The organism is Halomonas sp. B23F22_10 (assembly GCF_043496975.1).
In the GTDB taxonomy this organism is placed as follows: Bacteria; Pseudomonadota; Gammaproteobacteria; order Pseudomonadales; family Halomonadaceae; genus Halomonas; species Halomonas smyrnensis.
The window spans coordinates 161,871-173,372 of sequence record NZ_JBIEKF010000004.1; the positions used below are offsets into that span (position 1 = coordinate 161,871).

The following is an 11,502-nucleotide window of genomic DNA, read 5'->3' on the forward strand; positions in this document are numbered from 1 at the left end:
TTCGTCATACTACTGTGCAGTCATACAGTGCTTTCGGCGGCCGCTGCGCCGTCATTCCGCCAATGTTTCGTCATCGCCGTGCGTCACGGCGATCGCTTAGGAGACCCTCATGGCTCAGGACGACAATCGTTCCAAGGCGCTCAACGCCGCGCTTTCCCAGATCGAGCGCCAGTTCGGCAAGGGCACCGTGATGCGCCTGGGCGATACCCCGCGCGTGGTGATGCCGTCGGTGTCCACCGGTTCTTTGGGGCTGGACATCGCCCTGGGCATCGGTGGTCTGCCCTACGGCCGCGTGGTCGAGATCTTCGGCCCGGAATCCTCGGGCAAGACCACCCTGACCCTGTCGGTGATCGCCCAGGCCCAGAAGCAGGGCAAGACCTGCGCCTTCATCGACGCCGAGCACGCCCTGGACCCGAGCTACGCCGAGAAGCTCGGCGTCAACCTCGACGACCTGCTGGTCTCCCAGCCGGACACCGGTGAGCAGGCCCTCGAGATCTGCGACATGCTGGTGCGCTCCGGCGGCGTCGACGTGATCATCATCGACTCGGTGGCGGCGCTGACCCCGCGCGCCGAGATCGAGGGCGAGATGGGCGACTCCCACGTCGGCCTGCAGGCCCGCCTGATGTCCCAGGCGCTGCGCAAGATCACCGGCAACATCAAGAACGCCAACTGCATGGTGGTGTTCATCAACCAGATCCGCATGAAGATCGGCGTGATGTTCGGCAGCCCCGAGACCACCACCGGCGGCAACGCGCTCAAGTTCTACTCCAGCGTGCGCCTCGACATCCGCCGCACCGGCTCGGTCAAGCAGGGCGACGAGGTCACCGGCAACGAGACCCGCGTCAAGGTGGTCAAGAACAAGGTCTCGCCGCCGTTCCGCCAGGCCGAGTTCCAGATCCTCTACGGCAAGGGCATCTACCACGCCGGCGAGGTGGTCGACCTGGGCGTGCAGTGCGGCCTGGTCGACAAGGCCGGCGCCTGGTACAGCTACCAGGGCAGCAAGATCGGCCAGGGCAAGGCCAACGCCGCCCAGTTCCTCGAGGACAACCCGGCGATCATGGAAGAGATCGAGAGCCAGATCCGCGCCCAGCTGCTGTCCACGCCGGAGCCCAAGGAAGAGGACGCCGAGGCCGAGGCGAGCACCGACGCGGGCGGCGAGTCGTCCTGATCCATGGTGGGCCCCGTGCGATCGGAGGACGCCACGCCCCGTGACGACGCCATCCGCCTGCTGGCCCGGCGAGAGTATGCCCGGGCCGAGCTGCGCGACCGCCTGGCCACCAAGGGCCACGCGCCCGAGGCGGTCGAGGCCTGCCTCGACGAGCTGATCGAGCAGGGGCTGCAGTCCGATGCGCGCTTCGCCGAGAGCTTCCTGCGCTCCCGGGTCGCTCGCGGTCAGGGCCCGGTGCGCATCCGCGCCGAGCTCTCCCGGCGCGGCGTCGATGACGCCACCACCCGCGGGGCCTTCGACGAGGCCGGCGGCGAGGTCGACTGGTTCGGGCTCGCCGCCGCGACCCTCGCCCGGCGCTTCTCCGGCCCCGGGAAGGAGCCCCGCGAGCGGGCCCGGCGCGAACGCTTCCTGGCCGGCCGCGGCTTCGATTTCGACCAGCTGCGGCATGCCATGACCCATGCCTGGGACGACCCCTGATCTCCCGCCCCCTTTAGTCGTCCGACCACTGCGCTATAATGGCTCCCTTTGCGGAGAAGACACTGCCTGAATGCCGGCGCGGTTCGATCACCGCGCGTCGCGGCGCTTGCACGCCAGGACGGTCGCCGCCAAGGCATTTTTTTGCCGCCTCGCTGCGCCGTTCGCTTGAGCCAGCTCATTGATTTGTGCAGTGTTTTCCAGTGCCCCGGGTGGCAGTCCGATGATGGCTGCCGTGCCCGTCCTGCGGGCCACCATGCCTATCGCCACGGATACCCCATGAAAAGCGCAGACATCAGACAGGCCTTTCTGAGTTACTTCGAGGAGCAGGGGCATACCATCGTGCCGTCCAGCTCCCTGGTGCCGGGCAACGACCCGACGCTGCTGTTCACCAACGCCGGGATGGTGCCGTTCAAGGACGTCTTCCTCGGCCGCGATCCGCGTCCCTACGTCCGCGCCACCTCGGCCCAGCGCTGCGTGCGCGCCGGCGGCAAGCACAACGATCTCGACAACGTCGGCTACACCGCCCGCCATCACACCTTCTTCGAGATGCTGGGCAACTTCAGCTTCGGCGACTACTTCAAGCGCGACGCCATCGGCTTCGCCTGGACCTTCCTCACCGAGGTGCTGGGCCTGCCGAAGGAGAAGCTGTGGGTCACCGTCCACGTCAGCGACGACGAGGCCGAGCGCATCTGGAAGGACGAGATCGGCGTCGACCCGGAGCGCTTCTCCAAGCTCGACGAGGACAACTTCTGGCAGATGGGCGACACCGGCCCCTGCGGCCCCAGCTCCGAGATCTTCTTCGATCACGGCGCCGAGGTCTGGGGTGGCCCTCCCGGCAGCCCCGAGGAGGACGGCGACCGCTACATCGAGATCTGGAACCTGGTGTTCATGCAGTTCGATCGCGACGCGGCCGGCGAGATGCATCCGCTGCCCAAGCCGTCCATCGACACCGGCATGGGCCTGGAGCGCATCGCCGCGGTGATGCAGGGCGTGCACTCCAACTACGAGATCGACCTGTTCCAGAACCTGCTCGAGGCGGCGGCTCGGGCCACCGGTCATGACGACACCGCCACGCCCTCGCTGCGCGTGATCGCCGACCATATCCGCTCCTGCGCCTTTTTGATCACCGACGGCGTGCTGCCCTCCAACGAGGGGCGCGGCTACGTGCTGCGCCGGATCATCCGCCGCGCGGTGCGCCACGGCCACAAGCTGGGGGCCAAGGGCAACTTCTTCCACCAGCTGGTGGGCGCGCTGGACGCCGAGATGGGCGGGGCCTATCCGGAGCTGCGCGAGGCACGCCCTCAGATCGAGCGCGTGCTGCTGAAGGAAGAGGAGCAGTTCGCCCGCACCCTCGATCACGGCATGGGCCTGCTCGAGGAGGCGCTGGCCGGCCTCGAGGGCGACACCCTGTCGGGCGAGACGGTGTTCAAGCTCTACGATACCTACGGCTTCCCCTACGACCTGACCGCCGACGTCTGCCGCGAGCGCGGCGTGACCCTCGACGAGGCCGGCTTCGAGCGCGAGCTGGAGGCCCAGCGCGAGCGCGCCCGGGCGGCCAGCCAGTTCGGCGCCGCCTACGAGGCGTCGCTCGACCTGGAAGGCGAGACCGACTTCACCGGCTACGAGCGCCTCGAGGATCGGGCCGCCGTCACCGCCCTCGTCGACCGCGAGGGCAACCCGCTGGAGGGCCTCGAGGTCGAGCAGCGCGGCATGGTGGTGCTGGATCGCACGCCCTTCTACGCCGAGTCCGGCGGCCAGGTGGGCGACACCGGCTATCTGGCATTCGAGGGCGGCCGCTTCCTGGTCACCGATACCCAGAAGCAGGGCGGCCACCACCTGCACCACGGCGTGCTGCTCGAGGGGGCGCTGGCGGTCGGCGACGCGGTGACGCCGCGGGTCGACGCCGGCCTGCGCGCGGCCAGCGTGCGCAACCACTCGGCCACTCACCTGATGCACCAGGCGCTGCGCATGGTGCTCGGCGAGCACGTCGAGCAGAAGGGCTCGCTGGTGACGCCGGAGCGCCTGCGCTTCGACTTCAGCCACTTCGAGCCGATGACCGCCGAGCAGCTGGCCGAGGTCGAGCGCCTGGTCAACGAGCAGGTGCTGGCCAACGCCGATACCGTGATCGAGCACATGACCCTGGACCAGGCCAAGGAGAAGGGCGCCGCGGCGCTGTTCGAGGCCAAGTACGCCGACAGCGTGCGGGTCCTGACCATCGGCGCCGACGACTTCTCGATCGAGCTGTGTGGCGGCACCCACGTGCGCCGCAGCGGCGACATCGGCTGCTTCCATATCGTCAGCGAGGCCGGCGTGGCCTCCGGCGTGCGCCGCATCGAGGCGATCACCGGCGAGGCGGCGCTGAGCTACTTCCGCGAGCAGGAAGCCCGCGTCGAGCGCATCGGCGAGCGCCTCAAGGCCAAGCCCGAGCAGGTCGAGGAGCGCGTCGAGTCGCTGGTCGAGCGCAACCGCGGCCTGGAGAAGGAGCTCGAGCGGCTCAAGGCCAAGCTGGCCAGCGCCGCCGGCAACGACCTGCTCGACGAGGCCCGCGAGATCAAGGGCGTCAAGGTCCTGGCCAAGCGCCTGGAAGGCGTCTCCGGCAAGGAGCTGCGCGGCATGCTCGACCAGCTCAAGAACAAGCTGGGCTCCGGCATCGTGGTGCTCGGCGTGGCCGATGAGGCGGCCGGCAAGGTCAGCCTGATCGCCGGCGTCACCGATGACCTCACCGCCAGGGTCAAGGCCGGGGCGCTGGTCAACCACGTGGCCGGTCAGGTCGGCGGCAAGGGTGGCGGCCGACCCGACATGGCGCAGGCCGGCGGCAGCGACGCCGCGGCCCTGCCGGCGGCGCTGGAGAGCGTTCCGGCCTGGGTCGAGAGCGCGCTCTAGGCGTCACGGGGCCGAAGACGGCAGCGTCTTCGGCCCCTCGTGTATCCGGCCTCGCTTACCTTTCATTCATTCCAATGCTAAATCGACAGAGGGACAACGACGCATGGCACTATACGTACAGAAGTTCGGCGGTACCTCGGTGGGCTCCGTGGAGCGCATCAAGGCCGTGGCCGAGAAGGTCAAGGGCTTCCGTGACGCCGGCCATCAGGTCGTGGTCGTGGTCTCCGCCATGAGCGGCGAGACCAACCGCCTGATCGGCCTGGCCAACGACATCAACGACGAGCCGACCCCACGCGAAATGGACATGCTGGTCTCCACCGGCGAGCAGGTGACCATCTCGCTGCTGACCATGGCCCTGCACAAGCTCGGCGTGCCGGCCACCTCCTACACCGGTTCTCAGGTCGGCATCATGACCGACAGCGCCCACACCAAGGCGCGCATCCAGCGCATCGAGACCGACGACATGCGCCAGGACCTGGACGACGGCCAGGTGGCCGTGGTCGCCGGTTTCCAGGGCGTCGACGAGGAGGGCAACATCACCACCCTCGGTCGCGGCGGCTCCGACACCACCGGCGTGGCCCTGGCAGCGGCCCTGAACGCCGACGAGTGCCAGATCTACACCGACGTCGACGGCGTCTACACCACCGACCCGCGCGTCTGCTCCCGCGCCCAGCGCCTGGACTCCATTACCGTGGAAGAAATGCTGGAGCTGGCCAGCCTCGGCTCCAAGGTGCTGCAGATTCGCGCCGTCGAATTCGCCGGCAAGTACAACGTCCCGCTGCGCGTGCTGTCCAGTTTCCAGGACGGCCCCGGCACCCTGATCGTTGCAGACTCCGACAAAGACGAGGACTCCATGGAAGAACCGCTGATCTCCGGTATCGCCTTCACCGCCAACGAGGCCAAGCTGACCCTGCTCAACACGCCGGACGTGCCGGGCGTGGCCTCCAAGATTCTCGGCCCGATCGCCGATGCCAACATCGAGATCGACATGATCGTGCAGAACGTGGCCCCGGCCGGCGACTACACCGACTTCACCTTCACCGTCGCCAAGGGCGACTACAAGCAGACCCTGAAGATCCTCGAGGAGCAGGTGCTGCCCGCCCTGGGCGAGGGCGAGGTGAAGGGCGACGACAAGATCGCCAAGGTCTCGCTGGTCGGGGTCGGCATGCGCTCCCACGCCGGTGTGGCATCGAAGATGTTCCGCGTGCTGTCCGAGGAGAACATCAACATCCGCATGGTTTCCACGTCCGAGATCAAGATCTCGGTGGTGGTCGACGAGAAACACATGGAGCTGGCGGTTCGTGCCCTGCACCAGGCCTTCGGTCTGGACAAGGACGACATCGAAAGCGAATAAGGCCTCGCAGCCTGCCGTCAGCTTCTACGCTTGTAGGAGAGCCCGTGGCAGCGTCTGAATCGCGCTTCCATTCAACGAAGCTTCTGGGGTGTCATGGGCCATGCTTGCGGGCAGGGGGCGGGTGAGCGCCGGCCCCCTGCATCGCACAAGCGCATCCCGCAGTCAGAAGTCTGAGAAGGAGATCAGTCATGCTCATTCTGACCCGCCGTGTCGGCGAAACCCTGATGATCGGTGATGACATCACCGTGACCGTGCTGGGCGTCAAGGGAAACCAGGTCCGTATCGGCGTCAACGCCCCCAAGGACGTTGCCGTGCATCGCGAGGAGATCTATCAGCGCATCCAGCGCGAGAGAACCGACGAGGATGACGACGGCGAGGCGAGGGAGTGACGCGCCCGCGATCCGTCGGTGAGTCCGGAAGGGGAGAAAAATTGCCTGCCCCTATGGACAAACCCCAATCGGATCGGTAGGATACGCACCTGTCGATGAGGGAGAGGTGGCCGAGTGGCTGAAGGCGCTCCCCTGCTAAGGGAGTAAGGGGTTTATAGCCTCTTCGAGGGTTCGAATCCCTCCCTCTCCGCCAGCATCGGCAGATGGAAGACAAGCGCCCGTAGCTCAGCTGGATAGAGTACCTGACTACGAATCAGGTGGTCGGAGGTTCGAATCCTCCCGGGCGCGCCATCTTCCTCCGGATGATGATTTCATCATCCCGCGATGAGTCCGCTCATTGCCGAAAGCGCCCGTAGCTCAGCTGGATAGAGTACCTGACTACGAATCAGGTGGTCGGAGGTTCGAATCCTCCCGGGCGCGCCAGATTCCGGACCCGCTCTCCTCGTGAGGGCGGGTCTTCTGTCTTTTGTACCCCGCTTTTTGCTAGCCGGACACCCTGCCCACAGAGGGGTCGGTGTCCGTGATCGTTAAGGCGCCGTCGCAATGCGACGTGCGCCTTTTTTTTGCTTTGCGACTTGTCCCTTCTCTATCTCTCTTCCTGGTTTCTCGCCGCGTGGCGCCTTCAGGCGCTGGCGACGTCGAGCCTGTCGCTCGGCACGGCGTCCTCGGCCGACAGTCCCGCGAGGAAGTCGTCCAGGTCGGTGACCCGGCGCAGTGCCTGAAAGCGTCGCGCGGCTTCGGCGTCGCGACTCCGCATGTGGTTCAACCATTGCTTGAGTAGCGAGACCACGATCTTGCTGGGTAACATGGTTCGCTGCGACGCAGCATAGTCGCACAGGACGCGGGCGCGCTCGCTCCAGCGCGTTGCCGGCAGGCGCTCGCCGGTGGCCTGCCAGTGGCGGATGCGCGGCGCCAGGCCGGGATCGGCGAGGGCGCCGCGGCCGAGCATCACGTCCTGGCAGCCGGAGAGGGTGCGCGCCTTCCAATAGTCCTCCAGCGTCCAGATGTCGCCGTTGGCGATCACCGGAATCGACAGCCGGGCGCGGATGCGGCCGATCCACTCCCAGTGGGCCGGCGGGCGGTAGCCTTCGCGGCGGGTGCGCGCGTGCACCACCAGCTGGCGGGCGCCGGCGTCCTCGGCGGCGTGGCTGCAGGCCAGCGCCAGGCGGCGGTCGTCGAAGCCCAGGCGGATCTTGGCGGTCACCGGAATGGCGTCGCCCACCGCCTCATGCACGGCGGCCACGGCGGCATGTACCCGGCGCGGGTCGCGCAGCAGCGAGGCGCCGCCGTCGTGACGGTTCACCAGCTTGGCCGGGCAGCCGAAGTTCAGGTCCAGGCTGCCGACGCCGAGCTTCAGCGCCTGGCGGGCATTGGCGGCCAGCGCCGCCGGGTCGGAGCCCAGCAGCTGCAGGTGCACCGGCACGCCGGTCGGCGTCGCCGGATGGCGGTCGGCCAGCTCCGGGCAGTGGCGATGGAAGACCCGCGGCGGCAGCCGCGCGTCGACCACGCGCACGAACTCGGTGACCGTCCAGTCGAATCCCGGCGCCCGCGTCAGCATCTCGCGAGTGACGGCATCGATCACCCCCTCCATGGGGGCTAGGCCGATGCGGCCGGAATGTAGTAATTTAACAACGTCAGCTTCCACCATGGTGCCATCGCGATCCTTTGGGAGTGTGGCAGCTTATACGCTCAGCGTTCATGCGCAACTCGCGCGCCCCATCGGCGGGGCGTGCCGGGGCGCGCGAGGAGGTCAACCATGCAGGATTCGCAGCTATTGAACGAGGGCCTGGCCCTGATGGGCCTCGGCATGGGGTTCGTGTTCGTCTTTCTGACCGTGCTGGTGTTCGTCACCACCCTGATGTCGCGCGTGATCGGGCGCTTCTTCCCCGAGCCCGCGGCCGATGCCACGCCGGCCGCCGCCACGCGCGCGCCGGCCACGCCGGATGAGGACCTGACGGCCGTGATCAGCGCCGCGGTCCACCGCTATCGCCGCGAGCATCGCCGCTAGCCCCGACACCCTCTCACTCCATCAACGACAACGACAAGGAACTCCCATGACGGAGAACGCTCGCCCGCTGGGCATCACCGATGTGGTGCTACGAGACGCCCACCAGTCCCTGTTCGCCACCAGGATGCGTCTCGACGACATGCTGCCGATCGCCGAGAAGCTCGACCGGATCGGTTTCTGGTCGCTGGAATCCTGGGGTGGGGCGACCTTCGACGCCTGCATCCGCTACCTGGGCGAGGATCCCTGGGAGCGGATTCGCGCGCTGAAGGCGGCCATGCCCAACACCCGCCAGCAGATGCTGCTGCGCGCCCAGAACCTGCTCGGCTATCGCCACTATGCCGACGACGTGGTCGACCGCTTCGTCGAGCGCGCCCGCACCAACGGCGTCGATGTGTTCCGCGTCTTCGACGCCATGAACGACCCGCGCAACCTGGAGCGCGCCATCCAGGCGGTGCGCGCCAACGAGGGCCACGCCCAGGGCACGCTGTCCTATACCCTGAGCCCCGTGCACACCCTCGACGGCTGGGTCGAGCTCGGCGAGCGCATCGCCGCCATGGGCGCCGATTCCCTGGCGATCAAGGACATGGCCGGCCTGCTCAAGCCCTACGACGCCTACGAGCTGGTCTCGCGCCTGAAGCAGGCCGTGGACATCCCGATCCACATGCAGTGCCACGCCACCACCGGGCTCTCCACCGCCACCGCGCTGAAGGCCATCGAGGCCGGCATCGACAACGTCGACGCCGCCATCTCCTCGATGTCGATGACCTACGGCCATAGCCCCACCGAATCGCTGGTGGCGATGCTGCAGGGCACCGAGCGCGACACCGGCCTCGACCTCGAGGCGCTGGAGGACATCGCCGGCTACTTCCGCGAGGTGCGCAAGAAGTACGCCGCCTTCGAGGGCTCGCTCAAGGGCATCGACTCGCGCATCCTGGTGGCCCAGGTGCCGGGCGGCATGCTCACCAACATGGAGAACCAGCTCAAGGAGCAGGGCGCCGGCGACCGCCTCGACGACGTGCTGCAGGAGATCCCGCGGGTGCGCGAGGATCTCGGCTACATCCCGCTGGTCACGCCGACCTCGCAGATCGTCGGCACCCAGGCGGTGATGAACGTGATGATGGGTGAGCGCTACAAGTCGATCTCCAAGGAGGTCCAGGCGCTGCTCAGGGGCGAGTACGGCGCCGCGCCGGCGCCCTACAACGCCGAGCTCCAGGCCCGCGTGCTGGAAGGCGGCGAGCCGATCACCTGCCGCCCGGCAGATCGCCTCTCCCCGGAGATGGACCGGCTGTCCGCCGAGCTCAAGGAGAAGGCCGGGGCCGAGGGCATCCGCCTCGCCGAGGGCGAGCGCGAGATCGACGACGTGCTGACCTATGCGCTGTTCCCCCAGATCGGCCTCAAGTTCCTCAAGCATCGCGACGACCCCGACGCCTTCGAGCCGGCGCCGAGCGCCCCGGCGGCCCGGTCCGCCGCGTCCTCGGCCCAGGCGCCCGCCGGTGGCCCCGAGACCTACACCGTCACCGTCAACGGCAAGTCCTACGTGGTCGAGGTCGCCGAGGGCGGCGAGATCGAGCACATCCAGGAGCAGGGCGGCGGCGCCGTTTCGACCGCCTCCGCGGCGCCGGCGGCCTCCTCGGGTGCAGCGTCGCCCGGCGAGACCATCAGCGCGCCGCTCGCCGGCAACATCTTCAAGGTCAACGTCAAGCCGGGTGACCGGGTCGCCGAGGGCGACGTGGTGATCATCCTCGAGGCCATGAAGATGGAAACCGAAGTGCGCGCGGCCAGCGCCGGCACCGTGTCGGCGGTGAACGTCGGCGAAGGCGACAGCGTGGCCGTGGGCGACGCCCTCGTCGTGCTCTAGAGGACGGACCCATGATCGACAAGATTCTGACCCTGTGGACCGGCTCGGGGCTCTACAACCTGAGCCTCGGCCAGGCGGCGATGATCGCCGTCTGCCTGCTGCTGCTGTGGCTGGCCATGGCCAAGAAGTTCGAACCGCTGCTGCTGGTGCCGATCGGCTTCGGCGGCATCCTGGCCAACATCCCCGAGGCGGGGCTGGCGCTGTCCGCCGCCGAGCAGGCGGCCCATCTGGGGCACCCGGAGCTGCTTCGCGAGCTGGCGGCGTCGCTGCAGATGACCCTGGCCCCGGGCGGCGACGTCGAGGCCTGGCGCCACGGCCTCGAGGAGGTGCTGCACGGCGATACCGCGCCGGAGCTGATCCGCGCCGCCAACGACGTGGCCCTGGGCGCCGGCTTCGCCCACGGCATGCTGTATCAGTTCTACAGCGTGGCCATCGCCTCCGGCATCGCGCCGCTGGTGATCTTCATGGGCGTCGGCGCCATGACCGACTTCGGGCCGCTGCTGGCCAATCCGCGTACCCTGTTCCTCGGCGCCGCGGCGCAGTTCGGCATCTTCGCGACCCTGATCGGCGCGGTGGGGCTGACCGCCATGGGCGTGATGGACTTCACGCTCAACCAGGCCGCCGCCATCGGCATCATCGGCGGCGCCGACGGCCCCACCTCGATCTACGTCTCGAGCATCCTGGCGCCGGAGCTGCTGGGGGCCATCGCGGTGGCATCCTACTCCTACATGGCGCTGGTGCCGCTGATCCAGCCGCCGATCATGCGCGCCCTGACGTCCAAGGGCGAGCGCGAGATCGCCATGACCCAGCTGCGGCCGGTGTCCAAGCGCGAGAAGATCGTCTTCCCGCTCAGCCTGCTGATCCTGGTGGTGCTGTTCCTGCCGGATGCGGCGCCGCTGCTGGGGATGTTCTGCTTCGGCAACCTGATGCGCGAGTGCGGCGTGGTGGAGCGGCTCTCCGATACCGCCCAGCACGCGCTGATCAACACCGTGACCATCTTCCTCGGCCTCTCGGTGGGCTCCAAGCTGATGGCCGACCGCTTCCTGGCCGTGGAGACCCTGGGGATCCTCGGGCTCGGCATGGTGGCCTTCGCCATCGGCACCGCCTGCGGCGTGCTGATGGCCAAGCTGCTCAACGCGGTCAGCAAGACGCCGATCAACCCGCTGATCGGCTCCGCCGGGGTCTCGGCGGTGCCCATGGCGGCGCGGGTGTCGAACAAGGTGGGGCTGGAGTCCAACCCCCACAACTTCCTGCTGATGCACGCCATGGGGCCCAACGTGGCCGGCGTCATCGGCTCGGCGGTAGCCGCGGGCGTGATGATCAAGTATCTCGGCTGAGCCCGTTTCGCCATGAGCCCGCCACACG

9 protein-coding genes and 3 tRNA genes are annotated in these 11,502 nt (G+C 68.1%); 11 read left to right on the forward strand and 1 reads right to left on the reverse strand.

Translation table 11 applies throughout. The features are described 5' to 3' along the window. The first annotated feature begins 109 nt into the window (after positions 1 to 109). The 8 genes from recA (at position 110) to ACGTNF_RS10560 (ending at position 6,694) form a co-directional block, all read left to right on the forward strand. Positions 110 to 1,168 carry a recombinase RecA gene (recA, locus tag ACGTNF_RS10525; protein ID WP_016853507.1) on the forward strand — a complete coding sequence of 353 codons (1,059 nt, stop codon included), beginning with the start codon at positions 110 to 112 and terminating at the stop codon, positions 1,166 to 1,168. 3 nt (positions 1,169 to 1,171) lie between these two features. After that, complete coding sequence (locus ACGTNF_RS10530; protein ID WP_394601677.1) at positions 1,172 to 1,645, forward strand: regulatory protein RecX; 474 nt, start codon at positions 1,172 to 1,174, stop codon at positions 1,643 to 1,645. A gap of 276 nt (positions 1,646 to 1,921) precedes the next feature. Next, on the forward strand, positions 1,922 to 4,528 hold the full coding sequence (gene alaS / locus ACGTNF_RS10535; RefSeq protein ID WP_394601678.1) for an alanine--tRNA ligase: 2,607 nt from the start codon (positions 1,922 to 1,924) through the stop codon (positions 4,526 to 4,528). Between the two features lie 103 nt (positions 4,529 to 4,631). Next, a complete protein-coding gene (locus ACGTNF_RS10540; protein WP_016853510.1) occupies positions 4,632 to 5,882 on the forward strand; it encodes an aspartate kinase in 1,251 nt (416 codons plus the stop codon). 188 nt (positions 5,883 to 6,070) lie between these two features. Continuing rightward, on the forward strand, positions 6,071 to 6,271 hold the full coding sequence (gene csrA / locus ACGTNF_RS10545; protein ID WP_016853511.1) for a carbon storage regulator CsrA: 201 nt from the start codon (positions 6,071 to 6,073) through the stop codon (positions 6,269 to 6,271). Positions 6,272 to 6,371: 100 nt separating this feature from the next. After that, positions 6,372 to 6,464 (forward strand) — tRNA-Ser (locus ACGTNF_RS10550). Between the two features lie 21 nt (positions 6,465 to 6,485). After that, a tRNA-Arg gene (locus ACGTNF_RS10555) sits at positions 6,486 to 6,562 on the forward strand. Positions 6,563 to 6,617: 55 nt separating this feature from the next. Then, a tRNA-Arg gene (locus ACGTNF_RS10560) sits at positions 6,618 to 6,694 on the forward strand. A 199-nt stretch (positions 6,695 to 6,893) separates the two neighbouring features. On the opposite strand, the gene ACGTNF_RS10565 is transcribed toward ACGTNF_RS10560, so the two are convergent. Further along, the gene (locus ACGTNF_RS10565; protein WP_394601937.1) at positions 6,894 to 7,862 is read right to left on the reverse strand and encodes a tRNA dihydrouridine synthase; all 969 of its coding nucleotides are present in this window, start codon (positions 7,860 to 7,862) and stop codon (positions 6,894 to 6,896) included. Between the two features lie 165 nt (positions 7,863 to 8,027). Here ACGTNF_RS10565 and ACGTNF_RS10570 point away from each other — a divergent pair, with 165 nt between their 5' ends. The 3 genes from ACGTNF_RS10570 to ACGTNF_RS10580 are packed head-to-tail and all read left to right on the forward strand — an operon-like array spanning position 8,028 to position 11,474. After that, a complete protein-coding gene (locus tag ACGTNF_RS10570; RefSeq protein ID WP_016853513.1) occupies positions 8,028 to 8,279 on the forward strand; it encodes an OadG family protein in 252 nt (83 codons plus the stop codon). Between the two features lie 46 nt (positions 8,280 to 8,325). Beyond that, positions 8,326 to 10,137, forward strand: coding sequence for a sodium-extruding oxaloacetate decarboxylase subunit alpha (gene oadA, locus ACGTNF_RS10575; RefSeq protein WP_394601679.1), 1,812 nt, complete (start codon positions 8,326 to 8,328; stop codon positions 10,135 to 10,137). Positions 10,138 to 10,151: 14 nt separating this feature from the next. Continuing rightward, complete coding sequence (locus tag ACGTNF_RS10580) at positions 10,152 to 11,474, forward strand: sodium ion-translocating decarboxylase subunit beta (RefSeq protein WP_394601938.1); 1,323 nt, start codon at positions 10,152 to 10,154, stop codon at positions 11,472 to 11,474. Positions 11,475 to 11,502 lie beyond the last annotated feature (28 nt).

Bases quoted from the DNA above. Each gene is read 5' to 3' on its own strand.
- alaS (WP_394601678.1), top strand. From the start codon at position 1,922: ATGAAAAGCGCAGACATCAGACAGGCCTTTCTGAGTTACTTCGAGGAG.
- oadA (WP_394601679.1), top strand. From the start codon at position 8,326: ATGACGGAGAACGCTCGCCCGCTGGGCATCACCGATGTGGTGCTACGA.
- ACGTNF_RS10565 (WP_394601937.1), bottom strand. From the start codon at position 7,862: ATGGAGGGGGTGATCGATGCCGTCACTCGCGAGATGCTGACGCGGGCG.
- ACGTNF_RS10530 (WP_394601677.1), top strand. From the start codon at position 1,172: ATGGTGGGCCCCGTGCGATCGGAGGACGCCACGCCCCGTGACGACGCC.
- recA (WP_016853507.1), top strand. From the start codon at position 110: ATGGCTCAGGACGACAATCGTTCCAAGGCGCTCAACGCCGCGCTTTCC.
- csrA (WP_016853511.1), top strand. From the start codon at position 6,071: ATGCTCATTCTGACCCGCCGTGTCGGCGAAACCCTGATGATCGGTGAT.
- ACGTNF_RS10570 (WP_016853513.1), top strand. From the start codon at position 8,028: ATGCAGGATTCGCAGCTATTGAACGAGGGCCTGGCCCTGATGGGCCTC.
- ACGTNF_RS10540 (WP_016853510.1), top strand. From the start codon at position 4,632: ATGGCACTATACGTACAGAAGTTCGGCGGTACCTCGGTGGGCTCCGTG.